At 65.3% G+C, this 25,227-nt stretch carries 21 protein-coding genes and 1 pseudogene; 14 read left to right on the forward strand and 8 right to left on the reverse strand.

Going from position 1 to position 25,227, the window contains the following annotated elements; genetic code table 11:
• Positions 1–5: 5 nt before the first annotated feature.
• Together pcaG and pcaH are read right to left on the reverse strand one after the other, a co-directional pair.
• Positions 6–644, reverse strand: coding sequence for a protocatechuate 3,4-dioxygenase subunit alpha (pcaG, locus tag AABD04_RS09420; RefSeq protein ID WP_341441003.1), 639 nt, complete (start codon positions 642–644; stop codon positions 6–8).
• Entirely contained in the window at positions 637–1,353 is a 717-nt protein-coding gene (gene pcaH, locus AABD04_RS09425; RefSeq protein WP_341441004.1) for a protocatechuate 3,4-dioxygenase subunit beta, read from the reverse strand. Before pcaH ends, pcaG begins: the two co-directional genes overlap by 8 nt.
• Positions 1,354–1,461: 108 nt before the next feature.
• Here pcaH and AABD04_RS09430 point away from each other — a divergent pair, with 108 nt between their 5' ends.
• Both AABD04_RS09430 and AABD04_RS09435 read left to right on the forward strand, forming a co-directional pair.
• Positions 1,462–2,211 (forward strand): CoA transferase subunit A, encoded by a 750-nt coding sequence (locus AABD04_RS09430; protein ID WP_335741800.1) that lies wholly within the window; start codon positions 1,462–1,464, stop codon positions 2,209–2,211.
• The gene (locus tag AABD04_RS09435) at positions 2,208–2,855 is read left to right on the forward strand and encodes a CoA transferase subunit B (protein WP_341441005.1); all 648 of its coding nucleotides are present in this window, start codon (positions 2,208–2,210) and stop codon (positions 2,853–2,855) included. Before AABD04_RS09430 ends, AABD04_RS09435 begins: the two co-directional genes overlap by 4 nt.
• Here the strand turns inward: AABD04_RS09435 and fdhD are convergent.
• Together fdhD and malQ are read right to left on the reverse strand one after the other, a co-directional pair.
• Positions 2,832–3,677 carry a formate dehydrogenase accessory sulfurtransferase FdhD gene (gene fdhD, locus AABD04_RS09440; protein ID WP_341441006.1) on the reverse strand — a complete coding sequence of 282 codons (846 nt, stop codon included), beginning with the start codon at positions 3,675–3,677 and terminating at the stop codon, positions 2,832–2,834. The genes AABD04_RS09435 and fdhD overlap by 24 nt on opposite strands.
• 25 nt (positions 3,678–3,702) lie before the next feature.
• Positions 3,703–5,910, reverse strand: a complete 2,208-nt coding sequence (malQ, locus tag AABD04_RS09445; protein WP_341442993.1) for a 4-alpha-glucanotransferase — start codon at positions 5,908–5,910, stop codon at positions 3,703–3,705.
• 149 nt (positions 5,911–6,059) lie between these two features.
• On the opposite strand from malQ, the gene AABD04_RS09450 reads away from it, so the two are divergent.
• From AABD04_RS09450 to proB, 12 genes are all read left to right on the forward strand, one after another.
• Positions 6,060–6,491, forward strand: coding sequence for an ATP-binding protein (locus tag AABD04_RS09450; protein WP_243594060.1), 432 nt, complete (start codon positions 6,060–6,062; stop codon positions 6,489–6,491).
• The gene (locus tag AABD04_RS09455) at positions 6,491–7,276 is read left to right on the forward strand and encodes a SigB/SigF/SigG family RNA polymerase sigma factor (protein WP_037193137.1); all 786 of its coding nucleotides are present in this window, start codon (positions 6,491–6,493) and stop codon (positions 7,274–7,276) included. Before AABD04_RS09450 ends, AABD04_RS09455 begins: the two co-directional genes overlap by 1 nt.
• A gap of 28 nt (positions 7,277–7,304) precedes the next feature.
• Entirely contained in the window at positions 7,305–9,296 is a 1,992-nt protein-coding gene (locus AABD04_RS09460; protein ID WP_341441007.1) for an alpha/beta fold hydrolase, read from the forward strand.
• Positions 9,297–9,305: 9 nt separating this feature from the next.
• Positions 9,306–11,981, forward strand: a complete 2,676-nt coding sequence (locus tag AABD04_RS09465) for a valine--tRNA ligase (RefSeq protein WP_243594058.1) — start codon at positions 9,306–9,308, stop codon at positions 11,979–11,981.
• Positions 11,982–13,412, forward strand: a complete 1,431-nt coding sequence (folC, locus tag AABD04_RS09470; protein ID WP_341441008.1) for a bifunctional tetrahydrofolate synthase/dihydrofolate synthase — start codon at positions 11,982–11,984, stop codon at positions 13,410–13,412.
• A complete protein-coding gene (locus tag AABD04_RS09475) occupies positions 13,409–13,798 on the forward strand; it encodes a DUF4233 domain-containing protein (protein ID WP_243594056.1) in 390 nt (129 codons plus the stop codon). Before folC ends, AABD04_RS09475 begins: the two co-directional genes overlap by 4 nt.
• A gap of 68 nt (positions 13,799–13,866) precedes the next feature.
• Positions 13,867–14,280, forward strand: coding sequence for a nucleoside-diphosphate kinase (gene ndk / locus AABD04_RS09480; RefSeq protein ID WP_032379203.1), 414 nt, complete (start codon positions 13,867–13,869; stop codon positions 14,278–14,280).
• Positions 14,281–14,780: 500 nt separating this feature from the next.
• Complete coding sequence (locus AABD04_RS09485; RefSeq protein WP_341441009.1) at positions 14,781–18,233, forward strand: translation initiation factor IF-2 N-terminal domain-containing protein; 3,453 nt, start codon at positions 14,781–14,783, stop codon at positions 18,231–18,233.
• Between the two features lie 235 nt (positions 18,234–18,468).
• Positions 18,469–18,780, forward strand: coding sequence for a 50S ribosomal protein L21 (rplU, locus tag AABD04_RS09490; RefSeq protein ID WP_032394581.1), 312 nt, complete (start codon positions 18,469–18,471; stop codon positions 18,778–18,780).
• Between the two features lie 59 nt (positions 18,781–18,839).
• Complete coding sequence (gene rpmA / locus AABD04_RS09495; protein ID WP_032379202.1) at positions 18,840–19,103, forward strand: 50S ribosomal protein L27; 264 nt, start codon at positions 18,840–18,842, stop codon at positions 19,101–19,103.
• A 170-nt stretch (positions 19,104–19,273) separates the two neighbouring features.
• Positions 19,274–20,725: a GTPase ObgE gene (obgE, locus tag AABD04_RS09500; protein WP_243594053.1), complete on the forward strand. Its 1,452-nt coding sequence runs from the start codon at positions 19,274–19,276 to the stop codon at positions 20,723–20,725.
• A gap of 62 nt (positions 20,726–20,787) precedes the next feature.
• Positions 20,788–21,867, forward strand: coding sequence for a glutamate 5-kinase (gene proB / locus AABD04_RS09505; RefSeq protein ID WP_423228221.1), 1,080 nt, complete (start codon positions 20,788–20,790; stop codon positions 21,865–21,867).
• Here proB and AABD04_RS09510 read toward each other — a convergent pair.
• From AABD04_RS09510 to ectA, 4 genes and pseudogenes are all read right to left on the reverse strand, one after another.
• Positions 21,840–22,706 carry a Sir2 family NAD-dependent protein deacetylase gene (locus tag AABD04_RS09510; RefSeq protein WP_423228127.1) on the reverse strand — a complete coding sequence of 289 codons (867 nt, stop codon included), beginning with the start codon at positions 22,704–22,706 and terminating at the stop codon, positions 21,840–21,842. The two genes, proB and AABD04_RS09510, sit on opposite strands and share 28 nt — an antisense overlap.
• A gap of 104 nt (positions 22,707–22,810) precedes the next feature.
• Entirely contained in the window at positions 22,811–23,209 is a 399-nt protein-coding gene (locus tag AABD04_RS09515; RefSeq protein ID WP_243594051.1) for an ectoine synthase, read from the reverse strand.
• A 40-nt stretch (positions 23,210–23,249) separates the two neighbouring features.
• Positions 23,250–24,527 carry a diaminobutyrate--2-oxoglutarate transaminase gene (gene ectB / locus AABD04_RS09520; protein WP_341442995.1) on the reverse strand — a complete coding sequence of 426 codons (1,278 nt, stop codon included), beginning with the start codon at positions 24,525–24,527 and terminating at the stop codon, positions 23,250–23,252.
• Between the two features lie 48 nt (positions 24,528–24,575).
• Positions 24,576–25,217, reverse strand: a pseudogene (ectA, locus tag AABD04_RS09525) (diaminobutyrate acetyltransferase); the annotation flags it as partial.
• Between the last annotated feature and the right edge of the window lie 10 nt (positions 25,218–25,227).

Genomic DNA, 25,227 nt, shown 5'->3' on the forward strand with positions numbered 1-25,227 from the left:
GAGTGTCACAGCGCGAAGAACGGAGTCTCGTCGCCGTCCGGATCGGTGTTCTGCAGCACGATGTCGAGGTGATATCCACCGGGCACCGGTGCTGCGACGAGTCTGGCACGCTTGTGTTCCGGCAGGGCGGACAACACCGGATCGACGGCGTTGGCCTCGGTTTCGTCGGGAAAATACACCCGCGTCACGGCTCGGTCGAGCATCCCGCGAGCAAAGACACTGACGTCGATGTGCGGAGCCTCGATGGCGTTGTTCTCGGCTGGTAACGGTCCCGGCTTGATCGTGGTGATCGACATCGTTCCGGTCTCGTCCGCGAACGCTCGTCCGAACCCGCGAAAGCCGGTGGTGCGTGACGGCGCTGCGCCGCGCGGATCCTCGGGGTGATCGAACCGGCCGTCGGCATCGGCCTGCCAGGTCTCGATCATGGCGTCGGACATGGGGTTTCGGGCTCCGTCGATGACCGTGAACGAGACGGTGATCGCACCGTCGGTGCCCTGCGGTACCACGCTCTCACCGTCGGGCCACAGTAGTCCGATGTGGACGTAGGGGCCGACGGTCTGGGACGGGGTCTGTCCGAACGGTGCGGTGGTGAAGTCGGCACCGGCGGCCACCGGGTAGCGCGGGGCGAACTCTGATTCAGTCATCGTGATCGTCCTCCTCGAAGGGGGTGGCGTTCCGGCCGCGCAGCACGATGTCGAATCGAAATCCGAGGGCCCAGTTGTCCTGTGTCGCTTCGTAATCGAATGTGCTGATCATCCGAGCGCGCGAGTCCTCGGGGGCGGCGTTGAAGATCGGATCCTGGAAGAACATGGGATCGTCGGGAAAGTACATCTGGGTCACCAGCCGTTGGGTGAACGCCTGGCCGAACAAGGAGAAGTGAATATGGGCAGGTCGCCACGCGTTGTGGTGGTTGCCCCAGGGATATGCGCCCGGCTTGACCGTGGTGAAGCGATACCTGCCCTCGGTATCGGTGAGTACGCGACCGGTGCCGTTGAAGTGCGGGTCCAGCGGTGCGGGCCACCGGTCGCGGGTGTGCCGGTAGCGACCTCCCGCGTTGGCCTGCCACACCTCGACGAGGGTGTTCGGAATCGCCTTGCCGTCACTGTCGAGCACGCGTCCGTGTACGACGATCCGCTGCCCCTGTGCCTCACCGTTGTTGGCCAGCGTCAGATCGGCGTCGGCTGCGGTGACACGTCCCTCGCCCAGTACCGGTCCGGTGATCTCGGTGAGTCGCTGGGGGAGCAGGGTCAGCGGCTGCGCAGGATGACGAAGGGCAGTGGTCCGGTATTCGGGAAAGTCGAGCGGGGCATGGACCCCCGACTGATCCCGGTACTCGGGTGGGAGACGAAGCATCGACGGTTCCTCACGATTGTGGTGATCTACGCAATAGTCACAGTAGCGAAGCGTTCGTATGGTGGCAACCTGTTCACATAACGCACAGAATGGGGTAGCGTGCGTCTCATGTTGGACAAAGTCGTGGCCAGCGCCACCGAAGCCGTAGCGGACATGCCCGATGGTTCGTCGATCGCCGTCGGGGGATTCGGGTTGGTCGGAGTGCCGGAGATTCTGATCGATGCCGTACTCGCGCAGGGTGCGACCGATCTGGAAACCATCAGCAACAACTGTGGAACGGACGGCTTCGGCTTGGGAGTGCTGCTGGCGCAGCACCGCATTCGCCGGACCATCAGCTCGTACGTCGGCTCGAACAAGGAGTTCGCGCGGCAGTACCTCGCCGGCGAACTCGAAGTCGAACTCACCCCGCAGGGCACCCTCGCCGAGCGGCTACGAGCCGGCGGTGCCGGAATACCGGCCTTCTTCACGCCCGCAGGCGTCGGAACCCAGGTCGCGGACGGCGGATTGCCGTTGCGATACGACGGCAGCGGTGGCATCGCTCTGGCCAGTCCGCCGAAGGAGACCCGCGAGTTCGACGGTGTCACCTACGTGATGGAACGCGGGATCGTCGCCGACTACGCGCTCGTGCACGCCTGGAAGGGCGATCGCCACGGCAACCTGGTGTTCCACGCCAGCGCGCGAAACTTCAACCCGCCGGCCGCCGCCTCGGGGCGCATCACCGTCGCGCAGGTCGAGCACCTCGTCGAGCCGGGCGAGATCGGACCGGACGAGGTGCACACCCCGGGTATTCACGTGCAGCGGGTGGTCCACGTCGGACCGGTCGAGGTCGGCATCGAGCAGAGGACGGTACGAGCATGAGCGAGAAGATGACCCGCGAACAGATGGCGGCCCGGGTAGCGCAGGAACTCGGCGATGGCCAGTACGTCAATCTCGGCATCGGCATGCCGACCCTCGTTCCCAACTACATCCCCACCGACGTCTCGGTGATCCTGCACTCGGAGAACGGAGTGCTCGGCGTCGGACCGTATCCCACCGAGGACGAACTCGACGCCGAGATCATCAACGCGGGCAAGGAAACCATCACCGTCCTTCCCGGTGCCTCCTACTTCGACTCCGCGCAGTCGTTCGGAATGATCCGTGGCGGCCAGGTCGACGTCGCCGTGCTGGGTGCGATGCAGGTCAGTGCCACCGGTGATCTGGCGAACTGGATGATCCCCGGGCACATGGTCAAGGGCATGGGCGGCGCGATGGATCTGGTGCACGGAGCCCGACGCGTCATCGTGATGATGGAGCACGTCTCGCGCACGGGTGAGCCGAAGATCGTCGAGCGCTGCACCCTGCCGTTGACCGGCAAGGGGTGCGTGCACAGGATCATTTCCGACATGGCCGTGCTCGACGTCACCGCGAACGGCCTTCGTCTCGTCGAGACCGCGCCCGGTGTGTCGGTGGACGAGGTCAGGAACGCGACCGCAGCCGAACTACTGGTCGACGCTGCCGTCTGAGACGAGAACGCGGTTGGCGTGGGAGTAAAGGTTCATCGATCGACCGCGGAGAAACCCGATGACCGTCAGACCGGATTCGGTCGCGAGGTCGACCGCCAGCGACGACGGGGCCGAGACCGCCGCGAGAATCGGTATCCCGGACATCACCGCCTTCTGGGCCAACTCGAACGAGGCGCGCCCGCTGACCATCAGCACCGTCCCCTGCAAGGGAATTCGATCGTTGGTCACCGCCCAGCCGACGACCTTGTCGACGGCGTTGTGGCGTCCGACATCCTCACGCAGAACGAGCATCTCGCCGTCTGCGGTGAACAGGGCTGCGGCATGCAGGCCGCCGGTGGCATCGAAAACCTTCTGCGCAGCCCGCAACGTATCGGGTAGCCCGGAGAGAGTGTCCGACGTCACGACGACGGAATCGGCCACGGGGGAATGCTTGGTGCGCAATCGAATTGCGTCCAACGATCCCTTGCCGCACACCCCGCACGAGGACGTCGTGTAGAAGTTCCGTTCGACGCCGGTCTCCGGCGGGGCGACACCCTCGGCCAGGGTGACGTCGAGGACGTTGTAGGTGTTCGCGCCCTCGTCGTCGACCCCGTCGCAGTAGCGAGCCGCCGCGATGTCGGCTCCCGAGGCGATCACACCTTCGGTCAGCAGGAAGCCGTGTGCGAGCTCGACGTCGTGGCCGGGAGTTCGCATGGTGACGGCAAGTGCTGAGCCGTTCACCCGCAACTCGAGCGGCTCCTCCACCACGAGGGTGTCCGGGCGCTCGACGCGGTGCTCGCCCCGGAGTCGGACGACGGGTCTGCGGGTGGTGATGCGGCCCATCAGTATCGGCTGAATTCGCGGTGGCTCATTCTTCGATTGTGGACCCCGGCGTTCTCGGGCTCTCGACTCGGTCGGCCATTGCGCTGACCAACGAGACCATCCGGGGGTGATCGACGAGATCGTCGACGAGTACTCGCTTGCCTTTCGCGTCGGCCAACGGGATCTTCCAGTTCTCGTACTGGGTTTCGTCGGTACCGGGCTGGTTCTGAATGCGGTGTTCTCCGACGGCGTCGACCAGAGCGACACCGATCAGCAGGGATGGACTGCGCTGGACGAGGCGATGCAGAGCTTCCACCGTGTTGTGGTTGTCGGCGTCGGCGTCGAGCAATCCGCGTTCCCGTGCCATGTCGAGAACGGCCTCGCGTGCGCGTGCGTCGACCTCCTTCTCGGAGTCGATATCGCGTTCGAGCAGGCCGAGACGTGACCGCAGGTCGATGTGTTCGCCGTCGAGGTAACCGGCCGTCGGCGGCAGATCGTGGGTGGTCACCGACGTCAGGCAGAGGCTGCGGTAGTTCTCGGGCGGGATCGGCCCCGATTCGTCGGCCTCGAACCACAGGATCGAGGTGCCGAAGATGCCGCGTTCGGTGAGGTACTCCTGCACCATCGGCTCGAAGACGCCGAGATCCTCGCCGACCACCACCGCGCCTGCGCGCTCGGCCTCGAGGGCCAGGATGCCGATCAGGGCCTCGTGGTCGTACTCGACATACGTTCCGCCGCCGGCGTTCTCGGCCTCCTGCGGAATCCACCACAGACGGAACAGGCCCAGAATGTGGTCGACGCGGATACCGCCGGCATGACGCAGGATCGTGCGCAGCATGTCGCGGTAGGGGACGTACGCCAGTTCGCGGAGTCGGTCGGGATCCCACGGGGGTTGGTTCCAGTTCTGGCCCTGCTGGTTGAAGTTGTCCGGCGGCGCGCCCACCGTGACTCCCGACGCCAACACGTCACCGAGAGCCCAGGCGTCGGCTCCACCGCGTGCCACGCCAACGGCGAGGTCGTGCATGATTCCGATGTCCATCCCCGCGTCGAGTGCAGCGCGTTGCGCGGCGGCCAGCTGCTCGTCGCAGATCCACTGCAACCACATGTGGAAATCGATGCGTTGGGCCAGCTTTGCGCGTTGTTCGAGCACGAAGTCGGTACGCGGGTGTGCGGCTCTGTCGGTCCACGCCGAATTCCCCGGTCCGAATTTCTCCGCCAGGGCGCTCCACACCGCGAAATCGCGCAGTCCGGAACCCTCGCGTTCGACGAATGCACGGAATGCGGACTCGCGGGCCGGGCTCCGTTCCACCTTGTGAACACGTTCCAGGGCGCGCAGTTTCGCCGTGAAGGTCGAGTCGCGATCGAGCTTCCTGGTGCGCTTGTTGGCCTTGTCGAACCGTTTCGCTGCTTTCTGGACCTTGCCGAACTGTTCCGGCGACAGCAACGCGGTTTCGCGAATGTTCTCCACTCGGATGTAGAGCGAATTGAAGAAGCGCCGCGTGGTCGGCAAATACGGCGACGCTTCGACCGGTGTGGTGGGTCGGTCGGCGTGCAGCGGATTGACGAGGAGGTAGTCGAACCCGTGCTCACGGCCGGCGATGTCGGCCATGTCCTCCAGGTCGCCGAGATCGCCGATTCCCCACGATCGCTTCGAGCGCACCGAATACAGCTGGGTGAGCAGACCCGTCCGTTGCCGATCTGTCAGTTCTGCGTTGGGCGACAACGTCTTCGGGGTGACCACCACGACGGTGTCCGACGTTCGGACCGTATTGTCCTCGCTGATGGTCGTCGCGGTCAGGCTGTGCCAACCGAGCGGTGCACTGCCCGGAACGACGAACGTGGCGCGACCGATGAGGCGGCCGTCGACCTCGCGGGGATCGACCCAGACGTCGGCCTGGGTCACGTCGATGGTCTCGCCGTCCTCGGACACCATCGACACCTCGACCGGATTGCCGTGTGGCACATGCACCCACACCACGGCATCGGTGCCCTGGGTGGCCACCACGACCGGTGGCAGCAGGCGCCGCCACGGTGCGTTCTCGATGTCGGCCAGAGCGCGCTCGACGTCCTCGGTCGATTCGGTTGCGTAGCCGCGAGCGGCAAGCACCTGACGCAGGGTGTCGTCGCTCACGTCGTGTTCGGTGTCGTCCCAGCCTCGATACGAGGTCGAAGTGCCGAGGCGTCGGGCCAGAGAGCGAAGTGCCTGCGAGTAGTCCACATCGATGATCGTGCCAGTTCGCTGCGCCCGCGTCATGCCGGCCGGGCCATCGTTCACCTGCCATCGGTTCGAATCGAACGATCGGCGGACCCGGTTACCCGACCGCCAGGATTGAAACGCGCGTCGCTGGGTAGTCTGGCTCGGCGAACGGTAAGACGACTGCTCGGCGACGATGGGAAGTGCGGATGGCTGGGGTCAGCAAGGTCGAAGAACTGGAGCGCGGTTCCGGTGCACCGGTCGAGCTGAGAGTGCGGGCCGAGGCCGACCAACTTCCTGTGGTTCGCGCCGTCGCCGAAACTCTCGCGGTGCTGAGCGACTTCACGCTCGACGACATCGCCGATGTGAAGTTGGTCGTCGACGAGGTCTGCTCGCAGCTGATCAAGGGTTCGGTCACCGATGCAGAGCTGTCGTGCACGTTCTCGGTGAGCGACTCCGGAATCCGAATCGTCGTCACCTCCACGTTGGCACCGACATCGGTACCGAAGAAGGACAGCTTCGGCTGGCACGTGCTGCAGACGCTGACCGACACCATCGAGCTGCGCGCCGACGACGCGGTCGAGGGCGCGGCCGGTCGCGCGGTCGCGATCGACGTGGTCAAGCGGAGGAGCACGGTCTAGTGCCTGTGCCGCACGAACGAAGCACACGGCGAGAGTCCGACGATTACAGCGACGTTGTCGCGCTGATCCAGCAGATGCAGGCGCTCGACGAGAATTCACCGCAGCGTCGAGTGCTGCGCGATCGCATCATCACCCGCTGCCTCCCTCTCGCAGAACACATCGCACGACGCTTCGGCGGTCGCGGTGAAGCACACGAGGACCTCCTGCAGGTCTCCCGGCTCGGCCTGGTGAACGCCGTCGACAGGTTCGACATCGAACGCGGCTCCGACTTCGTGTCGTTCGCCGTGCCCACGATCATGGGCGAGGCCCGCCGCTACTTCCGCGACGCCGGATGGTCGGTGCGGGTGCCGCGTCGCATGAAAGAACTGAACTCGATGATCTCTCAGGCGGTGGGATCGTTGTCGCAGAAGCTCGGTCGAGCTCCGACCGCCAGCGAGATCGCCGCCGAGCTCGGCATCGACGTCAAAGAAGCCTCGCAGGCGCTGCTCGCTCGCAGTGCGTACCAGACCGTGTCCGTCGACTCGGTGGTCAGCGAGGATCGGTTGCCGCTGATGGACACCCTCGGTGCCGACGATCCGGAGCTCGAGAAGATGGAAAGCTACCTCGCCGTGCGCCCCGCACTCGAGAAGCTGCCGGAGCGGGAGCGTCGAATCGTCGTCCTTCGATTCTTCGGGTCGATGACTCAGACTCAGATCGCCGAGAAAGTGGGGATTTCGCAGATGCACGTCTCGCGAATTCTGGCTCGCACGCTCGCTCAGTTGCGTGAGGACCTCGGCGAGGACTGAAGGCGACCGATAAAGCTAGGCTCGGTGGATGAGCATGTACGACGATGTCGACGAGTACATCGGAGCCCGCCGAGTCACCGGCCTGGCGGCCACGCACGATTTCTCTCGCGCGGTGATCGTGATTGCCGCACTGGACGATTCACGGACCGAGTATCGAACGTCGTTGTGGGAGATCGACGTCGACGGTGGTTCGCCCGCCCGACGCCTCACCCACGGTGAACTGGGGGAGAGCGCTCCGGTGTTCACCCCGGCGGGCGATCTGTTGTTCTTCCGCCGATCGAGCAAGGACGATCCGGCCCGGCTGTGGATCCTGCCTGCCTCGGGCGGCGAGGCGCGAGTGCTCGAGACGCGGTCCGCCGGTCTGAGCGAGATCCGCAACGCCCGTTCCGGTCACGGTCTCGTCGGGTTCTCGCCGGTGTTCGGATCGTCGAGCACCGACGAGGAAGACGACGCTTTGCGCACAGAACGCAAGGCAAACAAGGTGGACGCGATTCTGCACACCGGTGTTCCGGTGCGGTTCTGGGATCACGATCTCGGTCCCGCCACCCCACATCTGTTCGCCGGATCGACCGACGGCACGACGGGGTTGCGTGATGTCACCCCGGATGCGGCCGGAGCCCTGCACGAGGCGTCGTTCGACGTCAGCGGGGACGGCTCGTTCGTCGTGTCCACCTGGGCCGTTCCCGGTGCACTCGCGACCGTGCGGACGGTGCTGGTACGCATCGACACCGAGACGGGGGAGCGTGCCACGATCGTCGACGACGTCGACGCCGACCTGGGTGCGCCGGCGATCTCGCCCGACGGCGCGTCCGTGATGTTCGTGCGAGAGTCGCTCTCCACTCCCGAGGATGCGCCTCGAATGACGCTGCAGCGCTTCGATTTCGGGACTTCTTCGGTGATCGATGTGGCGCCGGGCTGGGATCGCTGGCCGATCGATCCGGTGTGGCTGTCGGACGGGTCCGGGGTGCTGGTCACCGCGGACGACGACGGCCGGTCTCCCATCTTCGTTGTCCGCGAGGGCGCGGAACCGCGTCGACTGACGAACACGAACGATGCGTACACCCACGTTCACGTGTCCTCGGACGGAACCAGGGTGCTGGCACTCGCCGCGTCCTATCTGGCCGCCCCGCATCCGGTATCGATCGACCTGTCCGACGGCACCGTCGTCGACCTCGACACCGCCATCGAACACTGCCCGTTGCCCGGCACTCTCACCGAGATCGACACCGTCGTCGACGACGGCTCGCGCATACGCGGCTGGCTGGCACTACCCGATGCTTCCCCCGACGCGGCACCCGCGCCGCTGCTGCTGTGGGTGCACGGTGGTCCGCTCGGCTCGTGGAACACCTGGTCCTGGCGGTGGAATCCGTGGCTGATGGTCGCCCGCGGGTACGCGGTGCTGCTGCCCGATCCGGCTCTGTCCACCGGCTACGGCCAAGAGTTCGTGCAGCGCGGTTGGGGAGCGTGGGGTAAGGCACCGTTCACCGATCTGATGGCGTTGACCGATGTCGCGGCCGCGCGAGAGGACATCGACCAGACCCGCACTGCGGCGATGGGCGGATCCTTCGGCGGCTACATGGCCAACTGGATCGCCGGTCACACCGACCGGTTCGACGCCATCGTCACCCATGCGAGCCTGTGGGCGCTCGACCAGTTCGGACCGACAACCGATGCGCCGTATTACTGGGCTCGCGAGATGTCCCCGGAAATGGCGGTGGAGAACTCCCCGCACCTGTTCGTCGCGGACATCGCGACGCCGATGCTGGTCATCCACGGCGACAAGGACTATCGCGTACCGATCGGCGAGGGCCTACGGCTGTGGTACGAACTGCTCAGTGAGTCCGGCCTGCCCGCCGACGACGAGGGCAACACCGAGCATCGTTTCCTCTACTTCCCGGCGGAGAACCACTGGATTCTGAGTCCTCAGCACGCCAAGGTCTGGTACGAGGTGGTGCTGGCATTCCTGGCGGAGCACGTGCTGGGCGAGAGGGTGTCGATGCCACGAATCCTCGGCCACTAGAATCGACCGGTGACCAGTTCAGCGCCAGAGCACTCAGAGAACCCCGCCGATTCGATCGACCTGCCCAAGAGCTGGGATCCCAGTGCGGTCGAGGCGGAGCTGTACCGGTCCTGGGTCGACGCCGGATACTTCGAAGCCGACGCCACCAGCGGCAAGCCGCCGTACTCCATCGTGCTGCCACCGCCCAACGTCACGGGCAGCCTGCACATGGGCCATGCTCTCGATCACACGTTGATGGATGCGCTGAGCCGGCGCAAGCGGATGCTCGGGTACGAGGTGCTGTGGTTGCCGGGTATGGACCATGCCGGTATCGCCACGCAGACCGTCGTGGAGAAGCAGCTCGCCGCCGACGGCAAGACCAAGGAAGAGTTCGGCCGCGAGCTGTTCATCGACAAGGTCTGGGACTGGAAGCGTGAATCCGGTGGCACCATCGGTGGCCAGATGCGACGCATCGGCGACGGTGTCGACTGGAGCCGCGAGCGTTTCACCATGGACGACGGCTTGTCCGAGGCGGTGCAGACCATGTTCAAGCGGATGTTCGACGACGGTTTGATCTACCGCGCCGAGCGACTCGTCAACTGGTCGCCGGTACTGCAGACCGCCATCTCCGACATCGAGGTCAAGTTCGAGGACGTCGAGGGCGAACTCGTGTCCTTGCGCTACGGGTCGCTCGACGATTCCGAGCCACACGTCATCGTTGCCACCACTCGAGTCGAAACGATGCTCGGCGACACCGCGGTTGCCGTTCACCCCGACGACGAGCGGTACAAGGCGCTCGTCGGTACCACCCTCGAGCACCCGTTCACCGGACGACGGATCCCGATCATCGCCGACGACTACGTCGACCCCGAATTCGGTACCGGCGCAGTGAAGATCACCCCGGCTCACGATCCCAACGACTTCGAGATGGGCGTGCGGCACTCGTTGCCGATGCCCTCGATCATGGACAAGGCCGGGCGGATCGCCGATACCGGAACGCAATTCGACGGGATGGACCGTTTCGAGGCGCGCGTGAAGGTGCGTGAAGCACTGGCCGAGCAGGGCCGCGTCGTTGCCGAAAAGCGCCCCTACCTGCACAGTGTCGGCCACTCCGAGCGCAGCGGTGAGCCGATCGAGCCGCGCCTGTCGCTGCAGTGGTGGGTCAAGGTCGACACGCTGGCGAAGGCGGCCGGCGACGCAGTCCGCAACGGCGACACAGTGATTCACCCCAAGAGTCAGGAACCGCGTTGGTTCGCCTGGGTGGACAACATGCACGACTGGTGCATCTCGCGCCAGCTGTGGTGGGGCCATCGGATTCCGATCTGGTACGGGCCCGACGGCGAGACCGTCTGCCTCGGACCGGGGGAGACCGCACCCGAGGGCTGGGAGCAGGACCCCGACGTCCTCGACACCTGGTTCTCGTCCGGGCTGTGGCCCTTCTCGACGATGGGGTGGCCCGACGCCACCGCCGATCTCGAGAAGTTCTATCCCACCGGCGTTCTCGTCACCGGATACGACATCCTCTTCTTCTGGGTCGCACGGATGATGATGTTCGGCACCTACGTCGGAGCCGACGACGCGATCACCGCAGGCAAGCAGGGGCCGCAGGTTCCGTTCCGTGATGTGTTCCTGCACGGCCTGATTCGCGACCAGTTCGGCAAGAAGATGTCGAAGTCGCGGGGCAACGGAATCGATCCTCTCGACTGGGTCGATCGGTTCGGTGCCGATGCGCTGCGCTTCACGCTCGCGCGCGGTGCCAATCCGGGTGCCGACATGTCCGTCGGCGAGGATCACGCGCAGTCCTCGCGCAACTTCGCCAACAAATTGTTCAACGCCACCAAATTCGCTCTGATGAACGGAGCGGCACCGGCAGATCTGCCCTCGCGCGTCGAGCTGACCGACGCCGACCGTTGGATCCTCGACCGGCTCGACCAGGTTCGGGCAGAGGTGGACGCAGCGTTCGATCGTTACGAGTTCAGCAAAGCGTGCGAGGCGCTCTACCACTTCGCCTGGGACGAGGTCTGCGACTGGTACCTCGAGATCGCCAAGGTGCAGTTCGCCGACGACGCCGTCGCCGCCACCACGCGCGGAGTTCTCGGTAACGTCCTCGACGCCCTGCTTCGCCTGCTGCACCCGGTGATTCCGTTCGTCACCGAAACGCTGTGGAAGGTACTCACCGGTGGCGAGTCCCTGGTGATCGCGGAGTGGCCAACCCCTGCCTCGGAGTCTTCGGATCCTGTTGCGGCGCAACGTATCGAGGACATGCAGCGGCTCATCACCGAGGTTCGCCGGTTCCGCAGCGATCAAGGACTCAAGCCTTCCCAGAAGGTGGCGGCCCGCATCGTGGGAGTCTCCGAAGCCGATCTGGACGGGCAGATCTCAGCGGTGACCTCGCTTGCTCGACTGACCGAGCCCGCCGAGGACTTCGCTGCCACCGCCTCGGTGGAGGTACGCCTGAGCAAGGCCACCGTGGTCGTCGAACTCGACACCTCGGGCACCGTCGACCTCGTCGCCGAACGGGCACGACTGGTGAAGGATCTCGCCGCTGCGGAGAAAGAACTGGCGCAGACCAACGGCAAGCTCGGCAACGAAGCGTTTCTCGCGAAGGCACCGGATGCAGTGGTGGACAAGATCAGAACACGCCGGACGATCGCGACCGAAGAGATCGCACGCATCTCGGCGCGGCTCGAATCGATGGGAACCTAAGTGACAGAACCGGACGCCGCCCTGCCGGTACCGCCGCCGAGTCCGGTCGATCTGGCCGAGCTCGCACTCGTGGAGGCCGAGCTCGACAAGCGTTGGCCCGAAACGAAGATCGAGCCGTCGACGGCTCGGATCTCGGCGCTGATGGATCTGCTCGGCTCGCCGCAGAAGGCGTACCCGTCGATTCATGTCGCCGGCACCAACGGCAAGACCTCGGTGACCCGCATGATCGACGCACTCCTCACCGCTTTCCATCGCCGCACGGGCCGCACCACCAGCCCACACCTGCAGATGGCGACCGAGCGGATCAGCATCGACGGGCACCCCGTCTCGCCGCGGCTCTACGTCGACACCTACAACGAGATCGCACCGTTCGTGGACATGATCGACGCGCAGTCCGAGGCTGCCGGCGGACCCCGAATGAGCAAGTTCGAGGTGGTCACGGCCATGGCGTTCGCCGCGTTCGCCGAGGCCCCGGTCGAGGTTGCCGTCATCGAGGTCGGACTCGGCGGGCGTTGGGACGCCACCAACGTCGTCGACGGCGAGGTTGCCGTCATCACCCCGATCGGCCTCGATCACGTCGAGTTCCTCGGCGACGATCTCGCCGGAATCGCCGGGGAGAAGGCCGGGATCATCAAGAAGGCACCGGAATCGCTCGTGCCACGCGACACCGTCGCGATTCTGGCCGAGCAGAAGCCCGAGGTGTCGGAGGTACTGCTACGGGCAGCAGTACAGGCGGATGCTGCTGTGGCGCGGGCCGGATCGGAATTCGCCGTGCTCGGCAGGCAGATCGCCGTTGGCGGTCAGCAACTGGAGCTGCAGGGGCTCGGTGGGGTCTACACCGACGTCTTCCTTCCGCTGCACGGCGAGCATCAGGCGCGCAACGCCTCGCTCGCATTGGCGGCGGTCGAGGCGTTCTTCGGCGCCGGGCCGGATCGCCAACTCGATCAGGACACCGTGCGCGGTGCATTCGCCACGATCGTCAACCCCGGTCGGCTCGAGCGGGTCCGCAACGCTCCCACCGTGTTCCTCGATGCCGCGCACAACCCGCACGGGGCAGCGGCGCTTGCGGCCGCACTCACCGATGAGTTCGACTTCCGCAAACTCGTCGGCGTCGTCAGCGTCATGGCCGACAAGGACGTCGGAGCCATCCTCGACGCACTGGAACCGGTGTTCGACGACATCGTCGTCACCCACAACGGGTCGTCTCGGGCGATGGACGTGGACGCGTTGGCCGACATCGCGGTGGCCAAGTTCGGCGACGAACGCGTCGTCGTGGCGTCGACGCTGCCCGATGCACTGGAGACGGCGATCGGGTTGGCCGAGGAAGTCGCCGAGCCGGGCGAGGCCGTGTCCGGTGCCGGAGTCGTGGTCACCGGATCCGTGGTGACCGTCGGCGCGGCGCGCACCTTGTTCGGAAAGGATCCCGCGTGAGCGAGACAGAGTTCAGACCTCCGACCAACGATCCGTGGAAGGGGTTCCGCGGTGTCTGTGCAGGAACGTTGGTGCTCGAAGCCATCGTGGTTCTGCTCTCGCTGCCTGTGGTCGCCGTCGTGGGCGGCGGGGCAACGTGGTTTTCCACCATCTACATCGTCCTGCTCGCGGTTGCGATGATCGCAGGCGCGGGCAAGCAGGGTGAGCCCTGGGCGATGAAGTTCAATCTGATTCTGCAGGTGTTCGTTCTGCTCGGAACGGTGTTCCATCTGTCCATCGGCATCGTCGGCTTGATCTTCATTGCGGTCTGGCTGTATCTGCTGTACCTGCGGCGTGACATCACCGAACGGATCCGACGCGGAATGCTGCCGGGGCAGCGCGACTGACAGGACAACCTGTCGGTTTCGGAGATGCGGCGCGCGCCGCTGCGTGTTGTTCCATTACTGTCGTCGACGTGACCGACCGCACCCTTGTACTGATCAAGCCCGACGGAGTTGCCCGGCGATACGTAGGAGAGATCCTCGGCCGCGTGGAGAAGAAAGGTCTGAGCATCGTCGCACTCGAACTCAAGACCGTCTCCCGTGAATTGGCCTCGGCTCACTACGCAGAGCACGAGAGCAAGCCGTTCTTCCCCGATCTCCTCGAGTTCATCACCTCCGGACCGGTGGTGGCCGCAGTACTGGAAGGCCCCCGCGCCATCGCGGCCTTCCGCCAGATCGCCGGCGGCACCGACCCCGTGGCCAAGGCGGTTCCCGGAACCATTCGCGGTGACCTCGCCCTCGACGGTCAGCAGAACCTGGTGCACGGATCGGATTCCGTGGAATCGGCCGAGCGCGAGATCGCACTCTGGTTTCCCGGCCTGGCCTGACTGCTCCGCCTCAGACACGAAACAAATGTTCGCGCAGCCACGCCGCACCCGCTCGGAACCCGATCGGTGCGGCGTGGCGAGTACGCACCACAGCGTGTGGGATACTCGACGGAGATCGACTCCACTGCACCAGTAGGTAACAGTTCACGCTCCACCCGAAGCCCAGGCTTCACCGAAGTTCGCTAGGCCGGTGTCGTGGATTCGATCGGATGACTGTCGTCTATCCGCTGCCCGTCATCGCAGATGCTCGAACGAGAGACAGGCTCGTTCGGGTTCTTGCTTGATGATCAGGCGCTCGGATCGCCGGTACACCACCATCCAGCCAGGCACTGCACACGTTGTCGTCGACCACCGAAAACTACGAAACGGTCGTCGACTCGGGTGCGGAGCGAGACCGAACAGCTGACGTCCAACCCGACGTGAGTACACAAGGATTGCCCTCGCGTGGCCGCGTCACACCCGAAGTCGGATGGACGCGCCCGGGGGCCCGAGGAGACTACGTGGCCGATCAAAGCCCGCCCGAAGATGTACAGAACGCGAACGCAGGAGGTCCGGAGCCCGACGGCACCGTGTCGTCCGCGGACACGGACTCGGTGTCGTCGGCGCAACCCGACACCATCGAACTGCCGACCAGGCTGCGCGTGCATGCGCTGGCCAAAATTCTCGGCGTCACCAGCAAACAGTTGCTCGTCACCCTCGGTGAACTCGGCATCGAAGCGCGCAGTGCGCAGTCGAGCCTGAGCCGCGACGTCGCGGAGTCCGTGCGCGATTCGGTCAACGCGCCCGCGGCACCGACGGTCGATCCGTCGACTGCCGAGCAGCCGGAGCCGACCGCCACCCCGTCTGCAGAGGTGCCGCCGGTCGAGGCCCCGTGGTCCGAGCCGCAGCTGTTCACCAGCGCGTCCGCACCGGAGTCGGAGGTCGCTCCACCAGCGGCAACGACCGACCAGCCCACGGCGACCACGTTCGCCACCCCGCTCTTTCTCCAGCCCGCCGCAGCCGAAGCCCCCGCACCCGAGGCTGCGGAGTCACCGACCGAGCCCCCCGCTCGCCGCCGCCGTAGCCGGAAGGCAGCGCCCAAGGACGAGGTCGCGAACACCGACAGCACCACCGATACCGACACCGGTGAATCGACGTCCGCGCCTGCAGAGTCCGGTACGTCCGAGATCGCTGCCGTCCCCGTCGTCGAGTCCGCGCCGTCGGAGTCCGACGAGTCGGCTGCTTCCGAGAGCTCGGGCGACGGCGACGACGACCAGTCTCAGCCTCGGCGTCGTCGGCGTGGCCGTCGTGGTCGCGGTCGTGGTCGCGGCGAGCAGTCCTCGGACGAGAATTCGAACGACGAGAACTCCGACGACGACGGCGATACGGACACCGCAGGGTCGGCCGACGCGGAATCGACCGACGCGGACGCGAACGACAGCTCGGACGCCGACTCGGACGAGTCCTCGGCGGGCGACGAGCAGCAGTCGAACTCGGGACGACGCTCGCGTCGATCACGTACTCGCAGCCGTACCTCGGACCGGCAGAACTCCGACTCGGCAGATTCCTCCGACGACACCCGCACCGCTGACTCCTCGGCCGAGGACGGCGACGACGAGTCCGATTCGGGTGCCCAGGACAACTACGACGACTCCGACAACGGCGGTTCGGACGGGGACGGCTCCAGCCGTCGTCGTCGCCGCCGTCGTCGTCGCAAGACCGGAGCCGAGGCTGCTGCCGAGGGCGCGTCGTCCGAGGACGATCCGCCCAACACGGTCGTGCACGAGCGGGAGCCGCGCAACAAGAATCGGGCACCCCGGGACGAGGTTCAGGGAATCACCGGCTCCACGCGTCTCGAGGCCAAGCGTCAGCGCCGCCGCGACGGGCGCGACGCCGGCCGTCGTCGTCCGCCGATCCTCACCGAGTCCGAGTTCCTGGCGCGCCGCGAATCCGTCGACCGCGTCATGGTCGTCCGTGAGAAGGCGACACCGGACCATCCACTGACCACACAGGTTGCAGTGCTCGAAGACGGTGTGCTCGTCGAGCACTTCGTCACCAGCAGTGCCACCGCGTCGATGGTCGGCAACGTCTACCTGGGCCGCGTACAGAACGTGCTGCCCAGCATGGAAGCAGCGTTCATCGACATCGGCCGTGGCCGTAACGGTGTGCTGTACGCGGGCGAGGTCAACTGGGACGCTGCAGGGTTGGGCGGAAACTCGCGCAAGATCGAGCAGGCTCTCAAGCCCGGCGACCAAGTTCTCGTCCAGGTCAGCAAGGACCCGGTGGGGCACAAGGGTGCTCGCCTGACGACGCAACTGTCGCTCGCGGGCCGCTTCCTCGTCTACGTCCCCGGTGGCAGTTCCACCGGCATCAGCCGCAAGCTGCCCGATACCGAGCGCAAGCGGCTCAAGGAAATTCTCCGCGACATCGTGCCTGCCGAGGCGGGCGTCATCATCCGCACCGCGGCCGAGGGCGTCAGCGAGGAGGAACTCGCTCGCGACGTCACTCGCCTGCAGGCGCAGTGGGCCAGCATCGAGGAACGCTCGGCCAACGCCGAAACCGGCAAGGGCGTGCAACCACAAACGCTGTACGAAGAGCCCGACATGCTCGTCAAGGTCATCCGTGACCTCTTCAACGAGGATTTCTCCAAGCTCGTCATCGAGGGGGACAAGGCCTGGACGACGACGTCCACTTACGTCGAAACGGTCGCCCCGGACATGATGGAGCGACTGCACCGCTACGAGGCCGACGGCAGCTCGGTCGACGTCTTCGCCGCGCACCGCATCGACGAGCAGTTGGCCAAGGCCCTCGATCGCAAGGTCTGGTTGCCCTCCGGTGGAACGCTGGTGATCGATCGCACCGAGGCGATGACCGTCGTGGACGTCAACACCGGGAAGTTCACCGGCTCCGGCGGCAACCTGGAAGAGACTGTCACCCGCAACAACATCGAGGCGGCCGAGGAAGTCGTTCGCCAGATGCGTCTGCGAGACATCGGCGGCATGATCGTCGTCGACTTCATCGACATGGTGCTCGAGTCCAACCGCGATCTGGTCCTGCGGCGACTCACCGAGTCGCTCGGACGCGACCGGACACGCCACCAGGTCTCCGAGGTGACCTCGCTCGGACTGGTGCAGATGACCCGCAAGAAGCTCGGCACCGGGCTTGTCGAGGCGTTCTCCACCACGTGTGAGCACTGCCAGGGTCGCGGCATCATGGTGCATCCGTTCCCCATCGACGCCAAGCCGGACAACGACGGCGGTCGCTCCAACTCGTCACGTTCGGAGTCGAGCAACTCGGGAACGAGCAGCAGGCGTCGACGCGGCAAGGACAACAAGTCCGACGGCAACGATCGGCCCGACGGCAACGATCGGGCGGCGTCGCATTCTCAGGGCGGTACCTCGGACGGTCCCGAGCACCCCGTGGTCGATCCCTCCGTCAAGCGGGCGCATCCGGTGGCTCTGGCCATGGCGGCGCATCATGACGATGTGGTGGCCGACGTCAGCCCCGCCGATGTCGAGACATCGGCACCGACGGACGCTGCCGACGGCGATGCGGCGGTGACCGTGGTCTCCGCCGACGACGTGAACGTGGCGGCTGCCGCGGTAGCGGACGCAGAGACGAACGTCACGGCAGCCGACGAGGCCAGTGGGACGCAGGCCGACGAGGCTTCTGCCGAGTCGCCCGTCGCGGAACCGGTGGCACCGAAGGCCCGACGGGGACGGCGGGTGGCTCGCAAGGCTGCCGCACCGACCGGCTCGGCACCCGACGCGGGCATGGTCATCGTGGTTCCTGCCACGGAAGACACGGCGGACACCGCACCCGACCAGCCGGGGACGGCCTCCGACGAAGCGGCAGCACCGATCACCGCGGCGGCCGAGCAGCCTGTGGAGCCGGTGGAGGTGCCTGCGGCACGTCCTCGCAGACGGCGCGCAGCAGCGCGGCCTGCAGGTCCTCCGGTGGACATCGATGTGTAGCAGAACAGGGCAGTTTGACCCTGGCCGTCTCCCTGCCGTAACCTTGATAAGTCGCTCCCGGTGACACCGTTCTGCTGTGCCGTAGTGGCCCTGTAGGAAACAACGGTTCTCGAGCGGGCCGAGATGATTGACATCCCGGCCGGCCGATAGGGAGCAAGCAAACACGTTTTACCAGACCAGTCGTGTTGCCATGCGCAACGCGAGCAAGTTCGAAGAAGCAAGGGGTAGCCCTCCGATGGCAACGTACGCGATCGTCAAGACCGGCGGAAAGCAGTACAAGGTCGCTGTTGGTGACCTCGTCAAGGTCGAGAAGATCGAGGGAGCGCCCGGCACTGCTGTCTCGCTTGCTCCGGTCCTCGTCGTAGACGGATCCGACCTGACCACAGATGCAGACAAGCTGGCGAAGATCTCCGTCGCCGGTGAGATCGTCGAGCACACCAAGGGCCCGAAGATCCGCATCCACAAGTTCAAGAACAAGACCGGATACCACAAGCGTCAGGGACACAGGCAGAAGCTCACTGTCCTCAAGGTCACCGGAATCAAGTAACCAGGTCTCACCGGACCTGCGTTCTATCGAGCTGATTCACCCCGAGGAGGGTATGCAACATGGCACACAAGAAGGGCGCATCGAGCTCCCGTAACGGTCGCGACTCGAATGCTCAGCGCCTCGGCGTCAAGCGTTTCGGCGGCCAGACCGTAGGCGCAGGCGAGATCCTGGTTCGTCAGCGTGGCACGCACTTCCACCCCGGCGTCAACGTCGGCCGTGGCGGCGACGACACCCTGTTCGCACTGGCCCCGGGCGCAGTCGAATTCGGTGCCAAGCGCGGACGCAAGACCGTGAACATCGTTCCGGTCGCTGTAGAGGCCTAGTCCTTCTGCAGCTCGCGCTCACGATGGTCGGTACGGCAGACATCTGCTCGAGCCCACCATCGACTGCGTATGTTCATAGCTCCCGATAGGGGCGGACCAGGGTCACGAGACCGGTCCGCCCCTATCGCGTTTTTCTCCCGCTTTTTCTCCAGAAAGGATCGAAGACAGCTATGTCACGATTCATCGACCGCGTGGTGCTGCACGTCAGCGCCGGCAAAGGTGGCAACGGCTGCTCTTCGGTTCACCGCGAAAAGTTCAAGCCTCTCGGTGGCCCGGACGGTGGTAACGGCGGACAGGGCGGCGGAGTCGTCTTCGTCGTCGACAGCAACGTCCACACCCTGCTCGACTTCCACTTCTCCAGCCACGCCAAGGCAGGCAACGGAACGCAGGGCATGGGTGGCAACCGGGAGGGTGCCAACGGCGAGGACCTGATTCTCAAGGTTCCCGACGGTACCGTCGTGCTCGACAAGAAGGGCAACGTGCTCGCCGACATGATCGGCGAGGGAACACGTTTCGACGCCGCTCCCGGCGGCCGCGGTGGCCTCGGCAACGCAGCTCTCGCATCGAAGGCTCGGCGTGCGCCCGGATTCGCGCTGCTCGGCGAAGAGGGCATCGAACGCGAACTCGTCCTCGAGCTCAAGTCCGTCGCCGATGTGGGTCTCGTCGGTTTTCCGTCGGCCGGTAAGTCGTCGCTGGTCTCGGTGCTGTCCGCAGCGAAGCCGAAGATCGCCGATTACCCCTTCACGACACTGGTGCCCAACCTCGGAGTGGTCTCGAGCGGCGACACCACCTTCACCGTCGCCGACGTTCCCGGGTTGATCCCAGGAGCGAGTCAGGGCCGAGGTCTCGGTCTCGACTTCCTGCGTCACCTCGAACGGTGTGCCGTTCTCGCGCACGTCGTCGACTGCGCCACACTGGATCCCGGCCGTGATCCGATCTCCGACGTCGACGCCCTCGAAGCAGAACTGGCCGCATACAAGCCCGCACTGTCCGGTGATGCTAGCCTCGGCGATCTCGCCGACCGCCCCCGCATCGTGGTGTTGAACAAGGCCGACATTCCCGAGGGTGCCGAACTCGCCGAGATGGTCACCGCCGAATTCGAGTCGCGTGGCTGGCCCGTGTTCACCATCTCCGCGGTGACGCGCGCCGGTCTCAAGCCCTTGACGTTCGCACTCGCGAAGCTCGTCGAGGACTACCGCACTGCGCACCCGGCCCCCGAGCCGCGGCGTCAGGTGCTGCGTCCGGTTGCCAAGAACGACGACAGCTTCAAGGTCGTGAAGGATCCGGATATCCCGGACGGCTTCATCGTTCGCGGTACCCGACCGGAGCGGTGGGTACGCCAGACGCAGTTCACCAACGACGAGGCCGTTGGTTACCTCGCCGACCGTCTCGCGCGGCTCGGTGTCGAGGACGCACTCATCAAGGCCGGCGCTCAGCCCGGTGCTTCGGTCACCATCGGCGACGTGTCGTTCGATTGGGAGCCGCAGACTCCGGCCGGTGTCGAGATCACGATGACAGGACGTGGCACCGATGCTCGACTCGATCAGGTCGAGCGCATCGGTGCATCCGAACGCAAGCATGCCCGCCAGGTACGTCGCGGGCTCGATTCCGAACAGGAGTAGACGAGGTGTCGGTGCGTGAATCCGATTCGCCCGCAAAGGCTCTCACCGATACCCGTCGTACGATCGCCGATGCCAAGCGCATCGTGGTCAAGATCGGATCCTCGGCGCTCACCAGCCTCGACACCGGTCTGGATCTGGGTCGACTCGAGCTGCTCGCTGACGCCATCGAGACTCGGATGCGCAGCGGAACCGACGTGGTGGTCGTGTCGTCCGGTGCGATCGGTGCCGGAATGGCACCGCTCGGCCTGACCAAGCGCCCACGAGACCTGGCGACCAAGCAGGCCGCCGCGAGCGTCGGTCAACTCGCCCTCGTTCATGCGTGGAGTTCGTCGTTCGACCGGTACGGGCGCACTGTGGGGCAGGTACTGCTGACCGCCGAGGACATCGCACGCCGAACCAACCATCGCAACGCCCAACGCACGTTGGACCGTTTGCGCTCGCTCGGTGCGGTCGCCATCGTCAACGAGAACGACACCGTCGCCACCGCGGAGATCCGGTTCGGCGACAACGATCGCCTGGCTGCTCTGGTCGCCCACCTCGTCGGCGCGGACGCACTGTTCCTGCTCTCGGACGTGGACGGGCTGTACGACGGTGATCCCCGCAAGGGCAAGGCGACACTGATCCCGGAGGTGACCAGCCCCGAGGATCTCGACGGCGTCGTCGCGGGATCCGGGGGAGCGCTCGGCACCGGCGGAATGGCCTCCAAGCTGTCCGCTGCACGTCTCGCGGCGGATGCCGGCGTTCCCGTGCTGCTGGCTGCGGCATCCGATGCCGAACACGCACTGACGACCTCCGAGGTGGGCACTGCTTTCGCCGCGCGCCCGACGCGATTGTCGGCTCGCAAGTTCTGGGTTCGTCACGCTGCCGACGCTGCGGGGGAGCTGCACCTCGACGCGGGGGCCGTGCGTGCGGTGGTGGAGCGGCGCCGGTCGTTGTTGTCCGCTGGTATCACGTCGGTGACGGGGTCATTCCACGGTGGCGACGTCGTCTCGCTCGTGGACCACGTCGGCGCGCTGGTCGCCCGCGGGGTTGTCGCGTACGACTCGGGTGAGCTGGCCGGGATGCTCGGGCGGTCGACGGGGGAGTTGGCCGCGGAGCTACAGCGCCCGGTGGTTCACGCGGACGATCTGGTTCCTGCCTGATCGACGTCGTCGGCCAGTGCGGTTGCCACCTCCGAGCAGCCGGCATGCATTGTGAGAGAAGCGAATTCGTCACCGCGGGTGGTACCGCGATTGACGATGGCGATGGGCTTGGAAGTCTTGGACGCGTGCCTGACAAACCGTAGGCCCGACATCACGGTCAGCGAGGATCCGAGCACCAGTAGCGCGTCGCTTCGGTCGACGAGATCGTAGGCCTCGGCGACACGCGGCTTGGGAACGCTCTCACCGAAGTAGACGATGTCGGGTTTCAGTATGCCCGAACAGTGTTCGCAGTCGACCATCCGGAAATGCGCGGTCGACGAGATGATCGCGTCCGCGTCGGGCGCGATCTCGACGCCTTCCGCTGGTGCGACCGACTCGAGGAAACCGGGGTTGACGCTGTCGAGCCGTCGGGCAAGCTCGAAGCGCGAGATCAGTCGCTCGCAGTTCAGGCAGCGAACTCGGGCGTAGACGCCGTGCAGGTCGATGACGTTCCGGCTGCCCGCCTTGGTGTGCAGCATGTCGACGTTCTGGGTGATGATGCCGGTGACGACGCCTGCCCGTTCGAGTCGGGCGAGTGCTCGGTGGCCGTCGTTGGGCACCGCTGCGTCCATGTGTCGCCAGCCGACGTGATTTCTGGCCCAGTAGTGCCGACGAAATTCGGCGTCACCGACGAACTGTTGGAACGTCATCGGGTTCCGCGGTGGTGATTGTGGCCCGCGGTAATCGGGGATCCCCGAATCGGTGGACATCCCCGCACCGCTGATGACGGTGACCGTTCTGCCGTCGAGCACAGACGTCAGTTGCTCGTACAGGGCCGCGGACACAGTGGATGTATTCACTTCGTCCAGGATAGCGATCGAACACGGAACGAGCACCGTATCGACGACTCACGGCCCGTACCGACGCGGAGGCATCGGTACGGGCCGTGAGGGAAGTGCAACTGTTACGCGGGTACCTCTACGAGGGGGTACACGCCGTTCTCGTCGTGTGTCTCGTTGCCGACGACGGGAGGGTTGAACACGCAGAGCATACGCATTTTGGTACGCGGCTCGACGGTGTGGCGCTCGTGTCCGTTGAGCAGGTACATCGATCCCGCACCGAGCTCGTAGGTCTCTCCGGTCTCGCGGTCGGTGAGCGTTCCTTCGCCTTCGATCAGCCAGACGGCCTCGACGTGGTTGGCGTAGTGGAAGTTGTTCACCGTGCCGGCCTGGATCGTCGTCTCGTGGAACGAGAAGCCGACCTTGTCGCCGCCGAGAATGATTCTCTTGCTGCGCCAGTTACCGTCTTCGCTCTCGATGTCGCGATCGGTACCGGTGATCTCCTGTGTGGTGCGAACGATCATACGATGTCCTCCTTCGATGTCGGTTGGTGCGGACGGGCCGTCAGGAAAGCACCTTGGCGACGGCGCTCTCGATGACATTCAGACCGCGGTCGAGCTCGTCCATCGTCGTGGTCAACGGTGGGAGCAGCTTGACGACCTCGTCCTTCGGTCCTGCGGTCTCGACGAGCAGACGCTCGTCGTAGCACAGCTGAGACACCTTGCCTGCCAGCTCGGCGTCGTCGAACACCAGGGCCTGGACCATGCCGCGACCGCGGGTCGAGATGCCGTCGAACTTGGCGCAGAGCTTGATGAACCGGTCCTGGATGTGCTCGCCCTTGGCGAGAATTTCCTTCTCGAAGGCATCGTCGGACCAGTAGTGGTCGATGGCTGCCTTGGCCGTAACGAACGACGGGTTGAACCCGCGGAAGGTGCCGTTGTGCTCACCGGGCGACCAGACGTCGAGCTCGGGCTTGAACAGTGTCAGCGCGAACGGCATGCCGTAGCCACCGATGGACTTGGACAGCGTGACGATGTCCGGGGTGATGCCGGCTTCCTCGAACGAGAAGAACTGCCCGGTACGGCCGCAGCCCATCTGGACGTCGTCGACGATCAGCAGGATCTCGCGTCGCGAGCAGAGCTCGGCCAGCGCGCGCAGCCACTCGGGGCGCGCGACGTTGATGCCGCCCTCGCCCTGGATGGTCTCCACGATCACTGCAGCCGGGCGGTTGAAGCCGCTGCCGGAGTCGTCGAGAACTCGCTCGAACCACTGGAAATCCTCGGTGACGCCGCCGAAGTAGTTGTCGTACGGCATCGGGGTGGTGTGCACCAACGGGATTCCGGCGCCAGCTCGCTTCATCGAGTTGCCGGTGACCGACAGCGCGCCGAGTGTCATGCCATGGAATGCATTGGTGAAGTTGATGATTGCCTCGCGGCCGGTGACCTTGCGGGCCAACTTCAGTGCGGCCTCGACGGTGTTGGTGCCCGTCGGTCCCGGGAACTGAACCTTGTAGTCCAAGCCACGGGGGTCGAGGATGTTCTTCTTGAACGACTCGAGGAAATCACGCTTGGCAACGGTCGACATGTCGAGACCGTGCGTGATGCCGTCGCTGGTGATGTAGTCCACCAACGCGCTCTTGATCATGTCGTTGTTGTGGCCGTAGTTGAGTGCGCCTGCGCCACCGAAGAAGTCGAGGTAGTCGTTGCCGTCCTCGTCGGTGATCACCGAGTTCTTCGCGGTGGAGAACACGGCGGGCCACTGGCGGCTGTAGCTGCGTACGCCGGACTCGACGGTCTCGAATACATCGGGCTTCTCTGTTGTCACGGTGTTCTTTTCGGTCATGTTCTGCTTGTTCCTTTCGTAATTCCGCGACGCGTCGGGGCCTACTGTGTAGAGCTCCTCGGCTTCGTGGCTATCAGGGAAATCGTTGGGCGCGAACAAATCCGACCTGACGATGTCGGTGCCTCGCTTGCGAGCGAGGCTCGTGAAGGTTGCGATGGACGCTTCGTTGTCCGGGCTGATCGTCGTCTCCAGATGCGTGATGCCCTGTGGCTCGAGGCGGTCGAGCAGCTCCATCAGCATGCGACCGGCAAGTCCCTTGCCACGCTGGTCCGCATCCACGGCGACCTGCCACACGAACAATGTGCGGGGGGCGTCCTGGCGGATGTATCCGGTGACGAAACCGACTGCGCGGCCGTCTATGTCGGATACGACGGTGGTGGCCGCGAAATCGCGGCACCACAACACGTACGAGTAGCTGGAGTTGAGGTCCAGAACTCGCGAATCTCTTGCGATCTCCCAGAGCCGGACTCCGTCGGAGATCTGTGGCTTACGAAATTTCACTGCGTCCGGCGCAGTGACTGGGGTACTTCTCAGCAATGCGGGCTTCATGGGAAATACAAACGTAACAAGGTCGTCGTGGCATATCGAGCGTGCTCGGAAATCGACCTCCGAATCGGACATGCTTCCCCAGGTTAACCGCCAAATGTGATGCTGGTCACATTGTTGTTGCCCGGCTGGCTGTACCCGCATTCATGAAATT

This window comes from Rhodococcoides navarretei, assembly GCF_038069675.1.
Taxonomy (GTDB): Bacteria; Actinomycetota; Actinomycetes; order Mycobacteriales; family Mycobacteriaceae; genus Rhodococcoides; species Rhodococcoides navarretei.

What these genes read in the sequence shown, in the direction of transcription:
- AABD04_RS09435 (WP_341441005.1), top strand. Translation starts at nt 2,208, where the DNA reads ATGAGCGAGAAGATGACCCGCGAACAGATGGCGGCCCGGGTAGCGCAG.
- pcaG (WP_341441003.1), bottom strand. Translation starts at nt 644, where the DNA reads ATGACTGAATCAGAGTTCGCCCCGCGCTACCCGGTGGCCGCCGGTGCC.
- malQ (WP_341442993.1), bottom strand. Translation starts at nt 5,910, where the DNA reads ATGACGCGGGCGCAGCGAACTGGCACGATCATCGATGTGGACTACTCG.
- AABD04_RS09460 (WP_341441007.1), top strand. Translation starts at nt 7,305, where the DNA reads ATGAGCATGTACGACGATGTCGACGAGTACATCGGAGCCCGCCGAGTC.
- pcaH (WP_341441004.1), bottom strand. Translation starts at nt 1,353, where the DNA reads ATGCTTCGTCTCCCACCCGAGTACCGGGATCAGTCGGGGGTCCATGCC.
- rpmA (WP_032379202.1), top strand. Translation starts at nt 18,840, where the DNA reads ATGGCACACAAGAAGGGCGCATCGAGCTCCCGTAACGGTCGCGACTCG.
- AABD04_RS09515 (WP_243594051.1), bottom strand. Translation starts at nt 23,209, where the DNA reads ATGATCGTTCGCACCACACAGGAGATCACCGGTACCGATCGCGACATC.
- obgE (WP_243594053.1), top strand. Translation starts at nt 19,274, where the DNA reads ATGTCACGATTCATCGACCGCGTGGTGCTGCACGTCAGCGCCGGCAAA.
- fdhD (WP_341441006.1), bottom strand. Translation starts at nt 3,677, where the DNA reads ATGGGCCGCATCACCACCCGCAGACCCGTCGTCCGACTCCGGGGCGAG.
- AABD04_RS09430 (WP_335741800.1), top strand. Translation starts at nt 1,462, where the DNA reads ATGTTGGACAAAGTCGTGGCCAGCGCCACCGAAGCCGTAGCGGACATG.
- rplU (WP_032394581.1), top strand. Translation starts at nt 18,469, where the DNA reads ATGGCAACGTACGCGATCGTCAAGACCGGCGGAAAGCAGTACAAGGTC.
- ectB (WP_341442995.1), bottom strand. Translation starts at nt 24,527, where the DNA reads ATGACCGAAAAGAACACCGTGACAACAGAGAAGCCCGATGTATTCGAG.
- AABD04_RS09450 (WP_243594060.1), top strand. Translation starts at nt 6,060, where the DNA reads ATGGCTGGGGTCAGCAAGGTCGAAGAACTGGAGCGCGGTTCCGGTGCA.